This window comes from Erwinia aeris (genome assembly GCF_041224955.1).
GTDB lineage: Bacteria > Pseudomonadota > Gammaproteobacteria > Enterobacterales > Enterobacteriaceae > Erwinia > Erwinia aeris.
In genome coordinates, this window is record NZ_JBGFFX010000004.1 from 149,002 (window position 1) to 168,474 (window position 19,473).

13 protein-coding genes and 1 pseudogene are annotated in these 19,473 nt (G+C 57.6%); 8 read left to right on the forward strand and 6 right to left on the reverse strand.

The window, feature by feature from the left end:
* Window positions 1–16: 16 nt before the first annotated feature.
* Window positions 17–1,213: a maltose/maltodextrin ABC transporter substrate-binding protein MalE gene (malE, locus tag AB6T85_RS09240; RefSeq protein ID WP_253456596.1), complete on the reverse strand. Its 1,197-nt coding sequence runs from the start codon at window positions 1,211–1,213 to the stop codon at window positions 17–19.
* 365 nt (window positions 1,214–1,578) lie between these two features.
* On the opposite strand from malE, the gene malK reads away from it, so the two are divergent.
* The 3 genes from malK to malM are packed head-to-tail and all read left to right on the forward strand — an operon-like array spanning window position 1,579 to window position 4,908.
* The gene (gene malK / locus AB6T85_RS09245) at window positions 1,579–2,688 is read left to right on the forward strand and encodes a maltose/maltodextrin ABC transporter ATP-binding protein MalK (protein WP_253456594.1); all 1,110 of its coding nucleotides are present in this window, start codon (window positions 1,579–1,581) and stop codon (window positions 2,686–2,688) included.
* Between the two features lie 23 nt (window positions 2,689–2,711).
* Window positions 2,712–4,007 carry a maltoporin gene (locus tag AB6T85_RS09250; protein WP_199746425.1) on the forward strand — a complete coding sequence of 432 codons (1,296 nt, stop codon included), beginning with the start codon at window positions 2,712–2,714 and terminating at the stop codon, window positions 4,005–4,007.
* A 19-nt stretch (window positions 4,008–4,026) separates the two neighbouring features.
* A complete protein-coding gene (gene malM / locus AB6T85_RS09255; RefSeq protein WP_253456592.1) occupies window positions 4,027–4,908 on the forward strand; it encodes a maltose operon protein MalM in 882 nt (293 codons plus the stop codon).
* Between the two features lie 40 nt (window positions 4,909–4,948).
* Here the strand turns inward: malM and AB6T85_RS09260 are convergent, their stop codons facing one another.
* Both AB6T85_RS09260 and AB6T85_RS09265 read right to left on the reverse strand, forming a co-directional pair.
* A complete protein-coding gene (locus tag AB6T85_RS09260; protein WP_301251531.1) occupies window positions 4,949–5,869 on the reverse strand; it encodes a GlxA family transcriptional regulator in 921 nt (306 codons plus the stop codon).
* A 26-nt stretch (window positions 5,870–5,895) separates the two neighbouring features.
* Window positions 5,896–6,438: an isochorismatase family protein gene (locus tag AB6T85_RS09265; RefSeq protein WP_253456588.1), complete on the reverse strand. Its 543-nt coding sequence runs from the start codon at window positions 6,436–6,438 to the stop codon at window positions 5,896–5,898.
* Window positions 6,439–6,679: 241 nt separating this feature from the next.
* Between AB6T85_RS09265 and AB6T85_RS09270 the strand changes: the two genes are divergently transcribed.
* Both AB6T85_RS09270 and AB6T85_RS09275 read left to right on the forward strand, forming a co-directional pair.
* Entirely contained in the window at window positions 6,680–6,922 is a 243-nt protein-coding gene (locus AB6T85_RS09270; protein ID WP_253456587.1) for a type II toxin-antitoxin system Phd/YefM family antitoxin, read from the forward strand.
* 5 nt (window positions 6,923–6,927) lie between these two features.
* The gene (locus AB6T85_RS09275) at window positions 6,928–7,215 is read left to right on the forward strand and encodes a type II toxin-antitoxin system RelE family toxin (protein WP_369895367.1); all 288 of its coding nucleotides are present in this window, start codon (window positions 6,928–6,930) and stop codon (window positions 7,213–7,215) included.
* Between the two features lie 102 nt (window positions 7,216–7,317).
* Here the strand turns inward: AB6T85_RS09275 and AB6T85_RS09280 are convergent, their stop codons facing one another.
* From AB6T85_RS09280 to AB6T85_RS09290, 3 genes are all read right to left on the reverse strand, one after another.
* On the reverse strand, window positions 7,318–8,307 hold the full coding sequence (locus AB6T85_RS09280) for an aldo/keto reductase (protein ID WP_253456583.1): 990 nt from the start codon (window positions 8,305–8,307) through the stop codon (window positions 7,318–7,320).
* A gap of 47 nt (window positions 8,308–8,354) precedes the next feature.
* Entirely contained in the window at window positions 8,355–9,206 is an 852-nt protein-coding gene (locus AB6T85_RS09285) for an aldo/keto reductase (protein WP_301730592.1), read from the reverse strand.
* Window positions 9,207–9,365: 159 nt separating this feature from the next.
* Window positions 9,366–10,568 carry a multidrug effflux MFS transporter gene (locus tag AB6T85_RS09290; RefSeq protein WP_369895368.1) on the reverse strand — a complete coding sequence of 401 codons (1,203 nt, stop codon included), beginning with the start codon at window positions 10,566–10,568 and terminating at the stop codon, window positions 9,366–9,368.
* Window positions 10,569–10,732: 164 nt separating this feature from the next.
* Between AB6T85_RS09290 and AB6T85_RS09295 the strand changes: the two are divergent.
* The 3 genes and pseudogenes from AB6T85_RS09295 to AB6T85_RS09305 all read left to right on the forward strand — a co-directional run.
* A pseudogene (locus AB6T85_RS09295) lies at window positions 10,733–10,894 on the forward strand (LysR family transcriptional regulator); the annotation flags it as partial.
* 680 nt (window positions 10,895–11,574) lie between these two features.
* A complete protein-coding gene (locus tag AB6T85_RS09300; protein WP_253456568.1) occupies window positions 11,575–11,856 on the forward strand; it encodes a hypothetical protein in 282 nt (93 codons plus the stop codon).
* Window positions 11,857–12,062: 206 nt separating this feature from the next.
* Window positions 12,063–19,466: a BapA/Bap/LapF family large adhesin gene (locus AB6T85_RS09305; protein WP_369895370.1), complete on the forward strand. Its 7,404-nt coding sequence runs from the start codon at window positions 12,063–12,065 to the stop codon at window positions 19,464–19,466.
* Window positions 19,467–19,473 lie beyond the last annotated feature (7 nt).

Below are 19,473 nucleotides of genomic sequence, written 5' to 3' on the forward strand. Positions count from 1 at the left end.
CCTTGTTCAGCAGTGGCTATCGGGTGATGCGGGTTTCAACGTCTTTCAGCGCCTGCGGCACGGTCTGACGGCCGTTGACGGCGTTAATAATCGCGCTGCGTTCGGCGTACCAGAAGCCGCTCATTTGCGGGATGTTCGGCATGATTTCGCCGTTTTTCGCGTTAGCCATGGTGGCGGCGATACGCGGATCCTGCTCCAGCTTCGCCTGGTAGGATTTCAGCGCGACGGCGCCCAGCGGCTTATCTTTGTTGACCATCGCCAGGCCGTCATCGGTGATCAGGTAGTTTTCCAGAAACTCTTTCGCCAGCTCTTTGTTCGGGCTGGCGGCGTTGATGCCGGCGGTCAGCACGCCGACAAACGGTCGGGAAGGCTTGCCGTGGAAGGTCGGTAGCGGGGCGACGCCGTAGTTGATTTTGCTTTTATCCAGGTTGGCCCAGGCCCAGGGGCCGTCGATGGTCAGCGCCGTCTGGCCCTTGTTAAAGGCCGCTTCGGCAATCGAATAGTCGGTATCCGGGCTGATATGCTTGTTTTTGACTAAATCGACGATGAACTGCAGGCCGGCCTGCGAGCCGGTATTGTTCACGCCGGTGTTTTTGATGTCGTATTTGCCGTCGACATATTTATAGGCGTAGCCGCCGTCGGCCGCGATAACCGGCCAGGTGAAATAGGGTTCCTGAAGGTTCCACATAATGGCGCTTTTGCCTTTGGCGCGCAGGGTCTTATCCAGCGCCGGGATCTCTTCCCAGGTTTTGGGCGCTTCCTTCACCAAATCTTTGTTATAAATCAGCGATAGCGACTCTACCGCGATAGGGTAGCCGATCTGCTTGCCGTTAAAGGTCACGGCATCCCAGGTAAACGGAAACAGCTTATCCTTAAAAGCCTGGTCCGGGCTGACTTCCGCCACCAGACCGGACTGCGCGTAGCCGCCGAAACGGTCGTGCGCCCAAAAAATAATGTCGGGGCCGTCGCCCGTCGCGGCCACCTGCGGATACTTCTCTTCCAGCTTGTCAGGATGCTCAACCGTCACCTTGATGCCCGTATCCTGTTCAAACTTTTTCCCCACTTCCGCCAGGCCGTTGTAGCCCTTGTCGCCGTTGATCCAGATCACCAGCTTTCCCTCTTCGATTTTGGCGAAGGCGGCGGAAGAGAGCGCCAGCGTAGCCAGCGCTGACAGGGCGGCGGTGTGCTTAACAATGTTCTTGATACTGAGCATGATCGAGTCCTTATAGCGGTAAGCCCCAGGTTTCTTCACGTTGCAGACAGCGAAGAGCGTACCGGTCAGTGTGCAATCAAGCGGTAGCGGCTTCATCCTCCCCCGCTCTACGCCCCCACCGCCCAAACTGTGACTCCGCCTGCACGGCTGTCGTTAATGAGGCCTTATGCAGCCCATCAGAGGTTGTTTTTTGCAATGCAGATCACGTATTTCCCCTTTCGCCACCGGCGCTGAGCGTGGGTCTTCGCTTTTTATCCTCCTGGCCTCTCCGCCAGCAAAAACCGCGCGACGGCTGATTACTCCTGGCAGGCGGCGCGTCATGCTGCGGCGTAATCGGTTTACTGACGGATGAAGAGGAAGAGAGGATGGCGAACGTTTCCCTTAGCGGCGTATATAAAGTCTTTGGCGAAACCGCAATTTCCAGCGATATCAATCTGGAGATTGAACAGGGCGAGTTTGTGGTGTTCGTCGGGCCATCCGGCTGCGGGAAATCGACTCTGCTGCGTATGATTGCCGGGCTGGAGGAAATTACGTCCGGCGAGCTAAAAATCGGTGGGAAGCGGATGAACGAGGTGCCGCCCGCCGAGCGCGGCATCGGCATGGTGTTTCAGTCCTACGCCCTCTATCCGCATCTGACGGTGGCCGAAAATATGTCGTTTGGCCTGAAGCTGGCACGAACGAAAAAAGAGGAAACCGAGCGGCGGGTTAATCAGGTGTCGGAAATCCTCCAGCTCGCGCCGTTGCTGGATCGTCGTCCCAAAGCGCTCTCCGGCGGGCAGCGGCAGCGCGTCGCGATTGGCCGCACGCTGGTGGCGGAACCCACGGTGTTCCTGCTGGATGAACCGCTTTCCAATCTGGACGCCGCGCTGCGCGTGCAGATGCGCATTGAAATCTCCCGCCTGCACAAGCGGCTGAAGCGCACGATGATTTACGTCACTCACGATCAGGTTGAAGCGATGACGCTGGCCGACAAAATCGTGGTGCTGAACGCCGGACGCATTGTGCAGGTCGGCCGTCCGCTGGCGCTCTATCACTATCCCGCCAACCGTTTCGTCGCCGGTTTTATCGGCTCGCCCAGGATGAACTTTCTGCCGGTGAAAATCCTTGCCGCCGAGCCGGAACGCGTGCAGGTCGAACTGCCCAACGGGCAGGCGGTCTGGCTGGAAGTCGAAGGCAACGGCGTCGTGCCGGGCAGCAACCTGTCGCTGGGCATCCGGCCCGAGCATCTTCTGCCGGGTGAGAACGCAGAGGTAAAGCTCACGGGCGAAGTGCAGGTCGTCGAGCAGCTGGGCAATGAAACGCAGATCCATATTCAGATCCCGGCCATCCGTCAGAACCTGGTCTCCCGCCAGAATGACGTAGTGCTGGTAGAAGAAGGTACCACTTTCGCCATTGGTTTGCCGCCGCACCGCTGTCATCTGTTCCGTGAAGACGGGACGGCCTGCCGTCGGTTACATCCCGAGCCTGGCGTTTAAGCAACAGTCCCCTACAGGAGAAGATGATGATAACAATACGTAATTCCTCTCTGGCGCTGGCCGTGGCCGGCGCGCTTTCCACCCAGGCGATGGCGGTAGATTTTACCGGCTATGCCCGTTCCGGCATTGGCTGGTCCGGCAGCGGCGGCGAGCAGCAGTGTTTTAAGGCCACCGGCGCGGAAAGCAAATATCGCCTCGGCAACGAATGCGAAACTTATGCGGAGCTGAAACTGGGTCAGGAAGTGTGGAAAGAAGGGGATAAAAGTTTCTATTTTGATACTAACGTCGCCTATTCCGTATCGCAGCAGAACGACTGGGAATCGACCGATCCGGCCTTCCGCGAAGCCAACGTTAAGGGCAAAAACCTGATTGAATGGCTGCCTGGCGCCACGATGTGGGCCGGTAAGCGCTTCTACCAGCGCCACGACGTGCATATGATCGACTTCTACTACTGGGATATCTCCGGGCCGGGTGCCGGTCTGGAAGATATCGACGTCGGCTTCGGCAAGCTCTCTTTTGCCGCCACGCGCAACACCGAAAGCGGCGGCTCCTTTGGCTATATCGCCGATCAACGCGACGAGCTGCCTACCTCGAATGACGTCTTCGACGTGCGCCTGGCCGGGCTGCAAACCAACCCCGGCGGCGTGTTAGAGCTGGGCGTGGATTACGGCCGCGCCAACGCGCGCGACGGCTATTCGCTGGCCGATGACGCCACCAAAGACGGCTGGCTGCTGACGGCGGAACATACGCAGAGCATCTATAACGGCTACAACAAGCTGGTGCTGCAATACGCCGCCGACGCCATGACGGCGGAAAGTACCGGCACGGCTAACGGCCATTCGACCGGCGCCGCCATCAACAATAACGGCAGCATGGTGCGCGTACTCGACCACGGCGCGCTGGATTTCAACGACAAATGGGGTCTGATGTACGTAGCGATGTATCAGGATACCGATCGCGATAACAATAACGGCACGACCTGGTATACCGTGGGCGTGCGGCCAATGTATAAATGGACGCCGATCATGAGCACGCTGCTGGAAGCGGGCTATGACAACGTGAAATCCCAGCGTACCGGCGACCGCAACGGCCAGTACAAAGTGACGCTGGCGCAGCAGTGGCAGGCTGGCGACAGCATCTGGTCACGTCCGGCCATCCGCGTCTTTGCCACCTACGCCAACTGGGATGAAAAATGGGGCTACGACACCGACAGCGGCGTCGATAACGGCCTGGCGATGAACGACACCACCGCGCGCACCTTCAGCCGTGGCAACGACGACGAAGTGACTTTCGGTGCGCAGATGGAAGTCTGGTGGTAATGCAAACAAGGAAACTCTGATGAAAAAGACGCTGCTCTCTCTTTGTCTGTCGCTCAGCCTGATCGCTGGCGCGCAGGCGGCTCAGCAGGATGCCTCCGCCGCCCCGAAAATTTCTGCCCAAACCTTGCGTAGCCTCGCCTGGACGCCGCTGGTGCCGCCCGTCACGCAGGATGTGACGCTCGGCAGCACTGCAACGAAGATTAATCAGGGCGAAATTCAGGGCGCCGCTGCGGCCTTCTCACTGCCTGCCGATCGCGGCTCGCTGGAGATCGTTTTGACCAGCCTGGTGACGGGCAAAACGGTATATGCGCCAAACGTGCTGGTGCTTGACGAACAGATGCGGCCAGCAGCGTTTTATCCTGCCAGCTATTTTCCTTATCAAAAGCCGGGCCTGGTCTCCAGCGACAGGCTGGAGGGCACGCTGAAGCTGACCCCGGCGCTGGGCCAGAAGCAGATTTACCTGCTGGTTTACACCACGCAACAAAACCTTCAGTCGACCACGCAAATGGTCAATCCTGCCAAAGCCTATGCGGCGGGCGTGGGCAATGCGGTGCCGGATATTCCCGATCCCATCGCCACGCACACGCCAACGGGCAAGATCAGCCTGAAGGTCACCGCCGAGCAGAAAGCCGGTAACGTTATGATCGGCCAGCTGTTCCCATCTTCCGAGCCTGCGCCTGCCGCGCCGGCGGTTATCGGTCATTCTGCACGGGCGGAGCCTGCTCCGGCAGCGAAACCGGCGGAACCGATGCTGGCCGAGTCGGATCGCTACTTTAACGAGGCGATTAAAAAGGCCGTGAAGGCCGGAGACGTGGATAAAGCGTTGAAACTGTTGAACGAGGCCGAACGGCTGGGTTCCACAACGGCCCGCCAGACCTTTATCGACAGCGTAAAGCATTAAAAACAGCGCGTCGGCACAGGATTATCGCCGACGCTCTTTTTTATTCCTGCCAGCGCTGAAGCGCCCGCCTGAGCTGCCGTGAAGAAGAAAATCCTGCCGCCAGCGCCGCTTTTTCCGTGCCTTCGCCCTGCTGTAATCGCTGTCGGGCCAGCGCCAGCCTCAGCTGTTCATGATAATCCCGTACGCTAATCCCCAAATGCTGCCTGAACAGGCGCGTCAGATGACGGGCGCTGACGTGCACGCGCCCGGCGATCTCCTCCAGCGACCAGTCCCGCTCCGGCCGGGCAATCAGCAAATCCTGCGTACGATGAATGGCCGGATTGAGATGGTTGCGATAGCGCAGCCAGGGTGAAAGCTGCGGATCGTCACCCGAACGGCGGAACCAAATCACCATTTCCCGCGCCACCGCCAGCGCCGTCTGCGGGCCGCACAGGCGATGGATAAGATGCAGCGCCAGATCGATACCTGCGGTGATGCCTGCGCTGGTGCAAATGCCGCGATCTTCCACAAAAATGCGGTTTTCTTTGATGATAGCGGTAGGTTCAGCGCTTTTCAGCCGATGGATGACTTCGTGATGGGTCGTGCAATGTATGCCGCGCAACAGGCCGCTGCGCGCCGCCAGAATGGCGCCGGAACAGATACAAACCAGCGTAATTTGCCTGGCATAAATGGCTGGTTGCAGGCGCATCAGCCAGTGCTGCGCGGCAATAGCCTGCGGCGTATCGAAAGCGACGCTGGAATCCGCCACGCCCGGCACCACCAGTAGGCTGCCGTCAGGCAGGTTTTCCGGCAGCGGTGCCAGCTGGCCTATGGTCATGCCGGTCGAGGTCGGCACGCTCTCCTGCGGGCCGATATAGCGCAGGCTAAAGGCATCGCCGGCCAGCTGCAGCGTCTCCGCCGGGCCGGTGATATCCAGCGTCATCACGCCGGGCAGCGTTAAAAACCAGACCGGGACCGCCATACTTTTTCTCCAGTGCAGCTGACGCGTTACGCCAGCGCCAGCAAACATTCTTCCACGGTAGCGACAGCGGCAAAACGGTTGATCAGCACGCTTTCGGTGCGGTGCCGCAGATCCGCGATGCTGAGCGTAATGCCCTGATGCGTAATCGGGAAAGTCAGGGTCGCCTCGGTAACGAAGGTAACTTTATAGCCCAAATCGGATGCGACGCGGGCAGTGGTTTCGCAGCACTGCTCGGTACGCAGGCCGCTGATAATTAAATGTTTAACCTGATGTTGACGCAGCCAGTCTGCCAGCCCGGAATCGGTCAGCGCGTTATGCACTGTTTTCTGCACGGTAGCGACGGCGTGATGCTGCAAAAAAGGCAGGCGCTTCACCAGGCCGGACGCCAGCGAAAACGGGCCGTCCGCCTCGACGTGGAACACATCCACCACCGGGATTTCCCTGGCCTGGCAGCCGGCAATCAGCTCGCTGAGCTTTTGCTCAAAAGCGGGCGTTTCTGACGTTTCGCGGTAGCCACGATGATAGAAAGATTCCTGCGCGTCAATCACTAACAGTACGGTAGCGGTCATTTTGGGACTCCGTTGAGTAGGGCTGAGACGTCAATAATGACGAGGAATGACGCCGCGCAGAAGACCATAAACGGACAGGATCGCGTGTGGGAAGGACAACAGTATGTCGGCTCAACGCAAAACGAAAAAAGTTTGCCTGAGACTGCCTCCTGCCAGCGCAACATAATGATAAAAAGACTTGTTAACAGGTCTTGAGCCGCTCTACAATAAGACTGCTTAACAGGTCTTTCAGGAAGGTAATATGGCTAGCATTATTCTCAGTGATACAAGCGCAAGCGTCAGCGAACTGAAAAAGAACCCTATGGCTACGGTAGAAGCCGGTGCCGGCCTTCCGGTAGCCATTCTTAACCGTAATCAGCCGGCGTTCTATTGTATTCCGGCGCAGCTTTACGAACAGATGCTTGAAATTATTGACGATCGGGAACTGGCCGCCCTGGTTAAGGCAAGGGAAAGCCAACCTTTACTCGATCTGGATTTGGACTGACCGCCATGAGCTATACGGTAAAAATCAGGGAAGAGGCGCTGAAGGAATGGAATGGGCTGGACAGCAGCGTGCGTGAGCAATTTAAAAACAAGCTCAAAAAGCTGCGCGAAAACCCACACATACCTTCAGCAAAATTATCCGGAATGCCAGACTGCTATAAAATTCAACTCAGGGGCTCCGGTTTTCGCCTTGTTTACCAGGTGCTGGATAATGTACTCATTATTGCCGTGGTAGCAGTAGGTAAACGAGAACGCAGCCAGGCCTATAAACTGGCGAGCGAAAGATTGCGTTAATCAACGGAGAATGGCTTAGCCTGCTCCTTAACGGCGGGAAGCCCGCAGGGCAGGAAAATCGCCGAAAAGAAAAGGCTTACGGTGCCCCGCAAGCCTTGACCGTTAGCGCCCGACGCGCGCCTGTAGCGCAGCCGGATAACGTTCGCCGACGATTTTTATCGTCTCCAGCGCCTGATTGATTTTATGCAGATCGCTTTGATCGAGCTGGATCGCGACCGAGGCCAGGTTTTCCTCCAGACGATGTAGCTTAGTGGTGCCGGGAATCGGTGCTATCCACGGTTTTTGCGCCAGGAGCCAGGCCAGAGCAATTTGCGCGGAAGTGGCATTTTTCTCTGCGGCCAGCTGCGCCAGTAAAGTAACCAGCTTTTCATTGGCTTCCAGCGCCTCGGCGGCAAAACGCGGCACCTTGCTGCGGAAGTCATCTTCGCCGAAAGCGGTGCCCGCTTTGATCGCGCCCGTAAGGAACCCTTTGCCTAACGGGCTGAAGGGCACAAAGCCGATGCCCAGCTCTTCCAGCACCGGTAGAATTTCCTGCTCCGGCTCGCGCCACCACATCGAATATTCACTTTGCAGCGCGGCTACCGGCTGGATCGCATGTGCACGACGAACGGTTTTTGCGCCCGCTTCAGACAGGCCAAAGTGTTTTACTTTGCCTTCGGCAATCAGATCCTTCACCGTTCCCGCCACATCTTCAATCGGCACCTCAGGATCGACGCGGTGCTGATAAAGCAGATCGATCACGTCGGTTTTCAGGCGGCGCAGCGATCCTTCAACCGCCTCGCGAATATGCTCCGGGCGGCTGTTTAAGATCTGCTGCTTATTGTCTTCACCAAAGGTAAAACCGAACTTAGTGGCAATGACCACGCGATCGCGGAAAGGCTTCAGCGCTTCTCCCACCACTTCTTCATTTAAATAAGGCCCGTAGACTTCGGCCGTATCAAAAAAAGTCACGCCGCGCTCGACGGCGGCGCGGATTAATTCCACGGCCTGTTTCGTCCCGGTTGCCGGGCCATAACCGAAGCTTAACCCCATACAGCCCAGTCCCAGCGCCGACACTTCCAGCCCGGATTGACCAAGAATACGTTTTTGCATTGTTGAACCCCTTGCGATTGAACAGAGAGCCTGATTAGCGAACGGCATCAGACGTCGAGTTTGCGTTTAGTGAGCCACTCCACCATGGCCGGATCGCGATGCGAGAAGAAGGCGCTGGTGGCCGTATCCAGCGCGGCGATTTGCATCATTTCCGCGTCGGTCAGCGTAAAGTCGAGAATATTGATGTTTTCTGCCATCCGCTCTTTACGGACGGATTTCGCCAGCGACACGATGCCGCGTTGGAAAAGCCAGCGTAAAACCACCTGGCCCACGCTTTTGCCCTGTTTTTCACCGATAGCGCTCAGAACCGGATGCTGGAACAGGCCGTTCCTGCCTTCGGCAAAAGGCGCCCAGGCTTCCGGCTGGATGCCACGGCTCTGCATCCACGGTGCCGCGTGCAGCTGTTGGTTAAACGGATTCACCTCCACCTGATTCACGGCAGGCGGCACAGTGTTGAAAGCCATCAGATCGGCCAGCCGATCCGGCTGGAAATTACTGACGCCAATCGCGCGGATTTTGCCAGACTGATGCAGCTCTTCCATCGCGCGCCACGCGCCGTGTACGTCGCCATAGGGCTGGTGGATCAGGTAGAGATCGACATAGTCCAGCTGTAGGCGGTTCAGCGAGCGCTCGAACTGCGCTTTTGCCCCCTCGTAGCTGGCGTCCTGTAACCATAATTTAGTGGTGATAAACAGCTCGTCGCGCGCAATGCCGCTCTGCTTCAGCGCGTTACCGACCTGGGTTTCATTCTGATAAGACGCGGCGGTGTCTATTAAGCGGTAGCCGGTTGCCAGAGCATCGATAACCGCGCGTTCGCATTCTGCCGCATCCGTCATCTGAAAAACGCCAAAGCCCAGCAGGGGCATGGCAATTCCGTTGTTTAGCGTGACTGTTTGCATGACGTTGCCTTTTGTTTACGAGTCCAAAAAGCATACGGCAGAAAGATTTATTCGATTAGAGGGGATAATGCGCAAGAGCTTATTAGCCATGCTCATAACTGAAGCCAGCGGCGGCAGGCTTGTAGCGAGTGCTGACCTATCCTGTCGGCAGCTGACCGGCTAATTCCCCGGCCGCGTGGTCAGCGCTATCATCGCGCTGGCGACCGTAAAGAGCGCGATAATCCAGGCCATGGTCCAGGGCGTGCCGTCACTGAACCCTGCCAGCAACAGGGAAGAGACGATGCCGCTGCTGTACTGTAGCGAACCAACCAATGCCGAGGCGGAACCGGCCATATGCGGCACGCTATCCAGCGCGGCGGCCGTCGACGTGGCGGCGACAATGCCGTTCATGGCGAAAAAAATAAAAATCGGCAGCGCAATCAGTACGGCACCGCCGATAGCCAGTTTTGCAGCCAGCGCCAGCACCAGGGTGGCGACGGCCGCAACGACCACGGCGAATTTCAGCAGGGTTTCAAGCGGATAGCGATGCACCAGGCGCCGGTTAACCAGGCTGACGCTCATCACGCCAACAATATTCAGCGCAAACAGCCAGCCGTAATACTGCGGGTCGATGCCGAAATAAGTAATGTAGACAAAAGGCGAGCCGGTAATAAACGCGTAGGCGGCCACGTAATAGAAGGTTACGCAGAGCGTATAGCGCATAAACTGGCTGTTTTTCAGCAGCAGAGCATAGTTATGAAAGGCGCTGGTTAAAGACGCCCTGACGCGTTTCTCTGCGGGCAGCGTTTCCGGCAGCCAGGCTAACAGTATCAGCATTAGCACGCCAATCACGGCCAGCAGCCAGAAAATAGCATGCCAGGAGGCGACCTTAATCATTTGTCCGCCCAGCAGCGGGCCGATAATCGGCGCAATCGCCATAATAACCATCAGCGTAGAGAGCATCTGTGCTGCGCGGGTACGGCTGTACAGATCGCGGATCATCGCGCGCGCCAGCATCGGGCCGGTACAGGCACCCAAAGCCTGAAATACGCGCCAGAAAACAATCTGCGTCAGGGTCGTGGAAAGCGCGCAGCCCGCCGAGCCGATAATAAACAGCGCCATGCCGATAAACAGCGGTAGCCGACGGCCAAAATGGTCGCTCAACGGCCCCCAAATCAGCTGGGCCAGGCAAAAGCCAATCAAAAAACCGGTAATGGTTAATTCCACATTGCCCTGTAATTCTTTTGCCATTATGGGCATGGCGGGCAGATAGATATCGGTGGATAACGAGGTAAAGGCCATTAATGCGCTAAGAATAGCGACAAAAAGAAAGCCGGAGGTTTTGCGAGTCGCCATCAGCGCGCCAGCCTGAGAAGGAGTCATAAATGATTATCTGAAGGAAAGGTCTTCCTATCTTACTGAAATAACCGCGACTGATAATGGCTTATCGAAAAACGACAATATGAGCGGTGCTCATTAATGTTTATCTTCTAAAAACAAAGCGCTACCGGTTTGTCTGATAAAGGAGGAGAAAGCCGCCATGAGAGCCGCATATCCAGGCCGGCAGATTGACGGAAGTCCTGACCGATTACGCCACCGTCACTAAACCCGTATCCATTCTGTACCCCGATCGGCGTTACCTTTCACCTAAAGTCCGGGTATTTATAGACTGGTTCGCCGAAGTCTTTGCAAAGCAATACCCGCTTTAAAAAGAATATAAGTTATTAATAATTAATACGATTTTAAATGGATGTAGGGGGAGGGAACCTGTCATACCGGTTCCGCGCCCGACACACTGGCTGGACAACAGGCTGACGCCCGGACAATCGTGACGGTCAGCAAGGATTTACAGCAGTATTTATCCTCCTTATTGTTGTTTATTGACCTACAGACAGCAAAATCTTTACGCACCAGGATAAACCCAATTTTATAGGTAACCCTTTGATTTAATTTATATAAAAATAACTCAGGTTCGTTCCTGATTGTTTTTATCAGAATTAAATTCTGAATTTGTCAGGAAGTTAAAATAATCCGTTAAGTAAAAAACGACGTCACGACAGGGAGAATTCTGGGATGTTGTTATACGGATGTTATTATTAACAGCTTGTGAATAAACTGATTAGGATTTTATGCTGCTTTTATTTTATTGTATAGATGTATCTGTTTATCTTTACCATTCTTAACAAAGCGCTTAAATTATTAATTTAAACATGTAATATTAATGCAATAAGATTTCCGTAAGCGTCTTATATCGGAGGCACCGTTGGGGAGAATTATTGCAGGCTATTACATTGGACAATACGTCCAGTTTGATCTGAGCCATCGTAGAATTTCCAATTTCGATAAGAGAAACCACAGCGCTATCAAAGAATATCGGCTGCGGGAGACCATGCTGCGTCTGCTTCTTTTCCTGTTACAGAACGCCAACGACAATGCCGTACTGTTCAAAGATATTCTCTATCACGTTTGGGATCGTCATGGACTGCAATCTTCTAATCAACGGCTGTGGCAGGTGATGCAGCTGTTGCAGTTTCGTCTGCTTTCGCTGCATGTACCTCATGATTTTATTACCTTTTGCCAGATGACGGGCGGAAAAGGGGTTTACCTTAAAGGCGATATGATCAGGCCTTATTATTTCCAGAAAAAAACAAGCGCAGCCGACGCTGTTTAATGCACGGTCGTGATAATAAAAAAATGAGTAAATACGACAGAATATTATTGACTCTGCTTTAATTTTTTAAGCTATTTTTTTGGCGCTTATCCTTTCAATAAAAAGATGCCCGTTTCTGAACAGGCCGTAATGATTTGTTTTTTCAAACCGGGGTAGTGATTTTCTGAAAGCTATTCATATATTTTAAATATATTATCGGTGAAAAAATGAACCTACAATTAATCATCAAAGATGTCAGCGGTAAAGTTATTGCCAGACACGACTTAATTCCACAACAGCCTCTTTCTCTGACGCCGCCTGCAAACGCCTCTACCTTTGAAGTGCACAGTAATGATGGTAACCTTCCCGCGCAAATCAAAGCCACCAAAAGCAATAGCGGCCTCAGGCTGACATGGGCAGACGAAGCCACCGGCGAAAATTATGAGGTATTGCTGGATAATTACGCACCTGACGTGCCGCCAGCCGTGACCGCCTCCGATCCGGACGGCGTCGTGTATGCCTTTGACTATGATCCGGCTTCTGCCGTGTATGAGCTCACCGATACTTCCGCTGAACTTCTGACCGTGGGGGACAATAGCGTCATGCTGGCTGCGGGAGGGGGGATTGGCGCAGCCGCGCTGCTGATCGGCATCGGCGTCTCGAATCATTCCAGCGGCGGCGGCTCTTCATCCGACGATAACGCCGCGTCCACGGTCAGCCCATCCATAGTTTTAACCGACGCCAGCGGCAATATCCTCAACAGCGGCGATACCATCAGCGACAGCACGCTTACGTTAAGCGGAGAAGGCATGGCGCCGGGATCCACCGTAGTAATCAGCGATGGAGGAGCCGTCATTGGCGAAACCACCGTGGATGAAAACGGGCGCTGGAGCTTTACGCCGAACGAGGCGCTGGCGGATGGCGGTCACACTATCGTTGTGGATGGCACAGATATAAACGGCAACGGCGTCAGCGACAGCGTGGACGTAGTGGTGGACGCTCAGAGCAATACCGAAACCGAAAACGGTGGCGAAGATGGCGTAATCGATCCAGAAAATATTCTGGACGAGGATATCCCCGCGCCTGAAGGCATAGTGCCTGTCGTAGTGATTGCTGATGACAGCGGCAACATTATCAACAGCGGCGAGGCGACCCGCGACAGCACGCCGATGTTCAGCGGCAGCAATTATCAGCCGGGCGGCACGGTGACGATCGCTAACGGTGATGCGCTGCTGGGCGAAACGGTAGTCGAGGCAAACGGCAGCTGGACGTTTACGCCGGAAGCATTACCGGAAGGTGCCCACACTATCACGGTTATTGGCCCCGATATAAACGGCGTCAGCAGTAGCAACAGTGTTGATTTGGTGATTGATGTCACTGCGCCGGAAGGGGTGGATACTGCCGGCGTAGTGATTACGGATGAAGCGGGCAACGCCATCGATCCGGGCAGCGCGTCCTCTGATCCTACGCCGACCTTCAGCGGCGACGGCGCGGAGCCGGGCGCGACCGTGGTGGTCAGCGACGGTGGCGAGGTCGTTGGCGAAACCACGGTAAACGAAGACGGCAGCTGGTCGTACACGCCGGACGAGCCGCTGGAGGAGGGCGACCACGATATCTCCTTCGAAATAATCGACGAGGCGGGCAACGGCAGCGGCCCTTCAGACTCCATTGATTACACCGTTGATACCACCGCGCCGGATGTGCCGGACGCCTCAGCTGTTGTTATCACCGATCCCGACGGCACCGCCATCGATCCGTCTGGCGCCACCAGCGCCACCACGCCGACCTTCAGCGGCGGCGGCGCGGAGCCGGGCAGCACGGTGGTGGTCAGCGACGGTGAAACGGCCATCGGCGAAGCGACCGTGGCGGAGGACGGCAGCTGGTCGTTCACGCCGGACGAGCCGCTGGCGGAGGGCGATCACGATATCTCCTTCGAAATAATCGACGAGGCGGGCAACGGCAGCGGGCCGTCTGACTCTGTCGACTACACCGTTGATACCACCGCGCCGGACATGCCGGACGCCTCAGCCGTTGTTATCACCGATCCCGACGGCACCGCCATCGATCCGTCCGGCGCCACATCCGCCACTACGCCAACCTTCAGCGGCGACGGCGCGGAGCCGGGCGCGACCGTCATCATCAGCGACGGTGATGTGGCGCTCGGTGAAACCACGGTAAACGAAGACGGCAGCTGGTCGTACACGCCGGACGAGCCGCTGGCGGAGGGCGATCACGATATTTCCTTCGAAATAATCGACGAGGCGGGCAACGGCAGCGGCCCTTCTGACTCTGTCGACTATACCGTTGATACCACCGCGCCGGACGTGCCGGACGCCTCAGCCGTTGTTATCACCGATCCCGACGGCACCGCCATCGATCCGTCCGGCGCCACATCCGCCACCACGCCGACCTTCAGCGGCGACGGCGCGGAGCCGGGTGCGACCGTGGTGGTCAGCGATGGCGACGAGATCATTGGCGAGACGGTTGTGGAGGAAGACGGCAGCTGGTCGTACACGCCGGACGAGCCGCTGGCGGAGGGCGATCACGATATCTCCTTTGCAGTGGTGGATGAAGCAGGCAACAGCAGCGGCCCTTCAGACTCCATTGATTACACCGTTGATACCACCGCGCCGGACGTGCCGGACGCCTCGGCCGTTGTTATCACCGATCCCGACGGCAACGCCATCGTTCCGCCCGGCGCCACATCCGCCACCACGCCGACCTTCAGCGGCGACGGCGCGGAGCCGGGTGCGACCGTGGTGGTCAGCGACGGTGATGTGGCGCTCGGCGAAACCACGGTAAACGAAGACGGCAGCTGGTCGTACACGCCGGACGAGCCGCTGGCGGAGGGCGAACACAGCTTCTCGTTTGAAGCGGTGGACGAGGCGGGCAATACCAGCGGCGCGTCAGCGGCGATTGACTACACCGTCGACACCATCGCGCCGGAAGGCATCGATCCCGCCTCCATCGTGATTACGGATGAAGCCGGTATCGTCGTAGACCGCACAGAGACGCTGACCGACAGCAAAGCCACCTTCAGCGGCAGCGCGGAGCCGGGCGCAACCGTCACGCTTTACGACAAAGGTGAAAAAGTGGGAGAGGCCACCGTAGCCGAAGACGGCAGCTGGCAGTTTACCGATGAAGACGGATTATACGATGGCAGCCACGAGCTGACGTTTACGGTGACGGATGGGGCGGGCAACAGCAGCGCGCCGTCCGCCACGCTCAACCTGGATGTGCAGGCCGTTATCCTGACGGCAATGGACAATATCAGCGCGGAGGCCGCAGTCGGCTTTACCTATCCGGTCAGCGTAGAGGACGATCTGGGCACCTTGATCAGCGACAGCGGCCTGATTGCGATTAATAACACCATCGTCAGCGATGCGATCGTGGTGGCGGACGGCACCTTTATCGATCTTAACGTAACGGCTACCTCGTCCGCCTTCCTGAACGTTGCCAGCAACTCCACGCTGATCCTGCAAAAGTACCACTCTGCCACCGGCGAATGGGTAGATGTTTCGCAGGGAGGCAGCAGCAATCTGTTCGGCCTGTTTGGTTCAGGAGCCAATACTGCCACGCTGACGCTGTCCGGTCTGACCGCCGGAACCTATCAGCTGGTTTATACCACGGCGGGCATTAACATCGGCGCCAGCTTCGATCTCGAAGCGCGGGAGACGGTTTATACCCTGGCCGAAGAGGCCACCACCACCAATTACACCACGGCGGCAGGCAACGTAATGAGCGATGCGGACGGGATCTACGGCCCGGACACAATCCCGCACGGCGCCTCGACCCTGGTTTCTTCCGTCAGCGTTACCAATAGCGATGGCAACGTGACTAAAGTGACGCTGGGCGCCATCACCAAAACCACGCTGGTCGGCCAGTACGGCATGCTGATGATCGGCGGCGACGGCAGCTATGAATATATCCCTGCCGTCTCGATGAACAGTATCGGCAAGGTCGAAGTCTTTACCTATACCCTGACCGATTCCGCCACCGGCAAGACGTCTTCAGCGCAGCTCTATATCCAGATCGGCAGCACCAACGATGCGCTGACGCTCAGCTGGGATGCTACCGATCCCGGCGCCGACGCCGTCACGGATATTGCTTCCGCCAATGCTGCCGACGCCAGCGTAGCCGTAAGCTGGCGCACCACCGAAGCCAGCGATACGGATGTGGTGCTGACAACGGGCGGCACGGTGAACTATACCAGCGCCTTTACGCTGGTCTCCGCCGACGATCGGGTGTCCGGCACGCTGACGCTGAAAACCGAGCAGGGGCTGTTCGGCAACGATTTTGCCACCGAGAAAAACATCGCTTATGAACTTCAGCAGCTGGGCAGCGACGGCAGCTGGACAACGGTAACGACCGATAATCTTGTGGTGCCGGCGGGCGATCACAACGGCGAGGTGCTGCTGACGCTGGATATATCGACGCTGGTTGAGGAGGCCGGTACCTGGCGCCTCGCCATCGTCACCACGGGCGCGGACAACGACGTGATACTGGATATGGCTGTCTCCGTAACCAGCACCACGGACTATGAGATCACCGCCAGCCAGGCCGCTTCAGGCAACCTGCTGACCGACGAGGGCATCGACGGCGCCATCGACAAGCTCAGCTCCATTTATACCCGGCTTTACGCCAAAGCGGGCGACGGCAGTGCCGATACCGACGTCGACAGCAGCTACGTTGCCGTAACCGAAAGCGGCATCACCCTGGTCGGCGAATATGGCACGCTGCTGCTCTATAGCGACGGCACCTATCTCTATACGCCGGATGCCACCACGCTGCCGTCAGGCTCTCAGGATATCTTTACCTACGCGCTGCAAGGGGTGAACGGCAAGGTGGTTACGGCCACGCTTACCGTCAACCTGGGCGTGGAGGTTGACGGCAGCAATGGCGGCGCGCTGGTATTCCAGGGCACGGAGGCGAATGACGTTTTCGCGGTTTACGATACGGATTTTGCGCAGATGGACGGCGCGGACGGCAGCGATACCCTGGCCTGGTACGGCAAGGCCGAACTGGTGCTGAGCGATGTCGCCGCCAGAGTCAGCAATATCGAAACCCTGGCGCTCGCGGCAGAAAGCAGCGGCAGCGTGGTGGTCACTGCTCAGGACGTGGTCGATATCACCAACGACGTGAATACGCTCACCGTTACCGGCGCAGCGGGCGACACCGTTACGCTGGTGGGAAGCTGGATCAACAGCGGCACCACGGTGATAAACAGCATTTTGTACACGCATTACACAGGCACGACCGGGGCGGGCGTCGCTGTCGATCTCAACGTGCAGCAGTCGGTTGCGCTTTCGGCGGCGAGCTACCAGGACAGCTCGTCAGGCAGTGAATATGACGTGGTCGCCGCAGAAGCGATTACGGGCACGGACGGCAACGATCTTTTTAACGTTGACGGCAGCGACTTCGCCAGTATCGATGGCGGCGCCGGGCTGGATACGCTGGTCTGGCGCGCCAGCACGCTGACGGTCAGTGAGATCGCGGACAAAGTCAGCAATATTGAAGAGATCGAGCTGGCCGCCGACGCGGGCAATTTGCTGATTTCCGCGCAAAACGTGGCGGATATTACCGATGACGACAACACGCTTTATGTGAAAGGCGAGGCTGGCGATACGCTGACGCTGGGCGGCAGCTGGCAGTGGATCGGCAGCGAGGTGCTTAACAACGCCAGCTACGACCGCTACGTCAGCACCGCGGCCGACGGGCAAAGCGTTACCCTGCTGGTCGACAGCGAAATAGCCTTCAGCGCCACGGAAACCGCAGCGGAAAACAATGCCGCCGACGTCACCGGCCAGGTGACACTGCTCAGCGACAGCGTGGCGCAGACGGTTACCGTGGAGGAGGAAAGCAACAGTTTTATCAGCGACAGCTTCGTCATCGCCAGCAGTAGCGACCAACAGGCGATCGGCTTCAGCGTCTCCGGCGCCTCGATCGATGCCGATAACAGCGTGTCGGCCACGTGGTCATTGCAGCGCTACAACGGGCAGACCTTCGCCTGGGAAACCGTCACCGGCGGCTCACAGGCGCTGACCAGCAGCAGCGCGCTGAACGTGACGCTTTCTGACCAGCCGGTCGGCACTTATCGTCTGACCATCGACACCACGCAGAGCGGCCACACCAGCCTGCTGTTGCTCACGGTTTATGACGAACAGGCGATCGAGGTGGCGGTCAATATCGTCAGCACCACCGACTATCAGGTTACCGCCGATGCCAGCAGCGCCGGATCCGTCTTTACCAGCGATAACGGCCTGATAGTGAAATCTATTGCGGCAGGCATCGTCACCGGCGCGGCCAGCTACACGCTGGTAGCGGCGGCGGGTACGACGATCGTTGGCGAATATGGCTCGCTGACCATTCACAGCGACGGCAGCTACACCTATACGCTGGCCAGCGGCTCGACGATCCCGCTTGCCAGCAGCGAAGATGCCTTTACGTATCTGCTGAGCGACGGCACCACGCAAACGCTGACGGTGACGCCGGGCGTGGCGGTGGATGGCCTGGGCGGCGGCGCGCTGACCTTCGCGGGCACGGTCGGCGACGACAGCTTTGCGATTTACGACACGCAGCTGACCGTGCTGGACGGCAAGGCCGGTCACGATACGCTGGTCTGGCGCGGCGAGGGCGAGCTGCGGCTGAGCGATCTTGCCGGTAAGGTCAGCAATATCGAGGCGATAGATCTTCAGGATAACGGTGCGGCGGCGGTGCTGACGCTGAACGTTGATGATATCGCCAGCGTCACCGGCGACGGCAACGCGCTTTACGTACGCGGCGGCAGCGAGGATTCGCTTTCTCTGGCGGGCGAGTGGCTGGTCAGCGGCGTGGAAACGCTGAATAACATCGTTTATACGCTTTACACCAGCGCCACGCTCAATGGCACGGCTATTAAGCTTTACGTACAGGAAGGCATAACCTTTAACGAAGTAACCGCCGGGATTGAAGGCTCGTTGAGCGCCGAAGAAATGCAGGATCTGACGCTCGTCTCCGTCAGCCAGAATGGCGAAACCGCCGTGGTCGACGGCGAGGCCGCGAGTCTGCAAGGCTACTGGGGTACGCTGGCTATCGACGGCGCGGGCCACTACCGCTACGTGCCGGATGAGGCGGCCGCGCAAAGCGGCCATACCGATACCTTCACCTACACCTTATCGGACGGCAGCAGCGCGTCGCTGAGCGTCAGCTTAGGGGTGACGGTGGACGGCAGCGCGGGCGGCGCGCTCACCTTTAGCGGCTCCGGCGGCAGCGATATATTCCAGCTTTACGATACCGACTTCACCTCGATAAACGGCGCGGACGGCAGTGATACCCTGGCCTGGCACGGCAGCGGCTCGCTGGATCTGAGCGCTATCTCCGCCCGAGTCAGCAATATCGAAGCCGTAGATATGCTGGACGACAGCGTTAACGACAGCCTGACCGTCAGCGCGGAAAGCCTGTTCAATATCACCGACGACAATAACACGCTCTACGTCAGGGGCGCGGAAGGCGATACGGTGACGCTAAACGGCAGCTGGACGCAATCGACGGCCCTGCTGGCGGACGGCATCAGCTACGAGCACTACACCAGCACGGCCGCCGACGGCTCGCTGGTGCAGCTCTATATCGAAGACGATATCGTTATTGGCTGAGCAAGCG

Excerpts from the sequence above, each read along its gene's own strand:
- malK (WP_253456594.1), top strand. The coding sequence starts at position 1,579 with ATGGCGAACGTTTCCCTTAGCGGCGTATATAAAGTCTTTGGCGAAACC.
- malE (WP_253456596.1), bottom strand. The coding sequence starts at position 1,213 with ATGCTCAGTATCAAGAACATTGTTAAGCACACCGCCGCCCTGTCAGCG.
- AB6T85_RS09305 (WP_369895370.1), top strand. The coding sequence starts at position 12,063 with ATGAACCTACAATTAATCATCAAAGATGTCAGCGGTAAAGTTATTGCC.
- AB6T85_RS09250 (WP_199746425.1), top strand. The coding sequence starts at position 2,712 with ATGATGATAACAATACGTAATTCCTCTCTGGCGCTGGCCGTGGCCGGC.
- AB6T85_RS09285 (WP_301730592.1), bottom strand. The coding sequence starts at position 9,206 with ATGCAAACAGTCACGCTAAACAACGGAATTGCCATGCCCCTGCTGGGC.
- AB6T85_RS09300 (WP_253456568.1), top strand. The coding sequence starts at position 11,575 with ATGCTGCGTCTGCTTCTTTTCCTGTTACAGAACGCCAACGACAATGCC.
- AB6T85_RS09260 (WP_301251531.1), bottom strand. The coding sequence starts at position 5,869 with ATGGCGGTCCCGGTCTGGTTTTTAACGCTGCCCGGCGTGATGACGCTG.
- malM (WP_253456592.1), top strand. The coding sequence starts at position 4,027 with ATGAAAAAGACGCTGCTCTCTCTTTGTCTGTCGCTCAGCCTGATCGCT.
- AB6T85_RS09290 (WP_369895368.1), bottom strand. The coding sequence starts at position 10,568 with ATGACTCCTTCTCAGGCTGGCGCGCTGATGGCGACTCGCAAAACCTCC.
- AB6T85_RS09275 (WP_369895367.1), top strand. The coding sequence starts at position 6,928 with ATGAGCTATACGGTAAAAATCAGGGAAGAGGCGCTGAAGGAATGGAAT.
- AB6T85_RS09270 (WP_253456587.1), top strand. The coding sequence starts at position 6,680 with ATGGCTAGCATTATTCTCAGTGATACAAGCGCAAGCGTCAGCGAACTG.
- AB6T85_RS09280 (WP_253456583.1), bottom strand. The coding sequence starts at position 8,307 with ATGCAAAAACGTATTCTTGGTCAATCCGGGCTGGAAGTGTCGGCGCTG.
- AB6T85_RS09265 (WP_253456588.1), bottom strand. The coding sequence starts at position 6,438 with ATGACCGCTACCGTACTGTTAGTGATTGACGCGCAGGAATCTTTCTAT.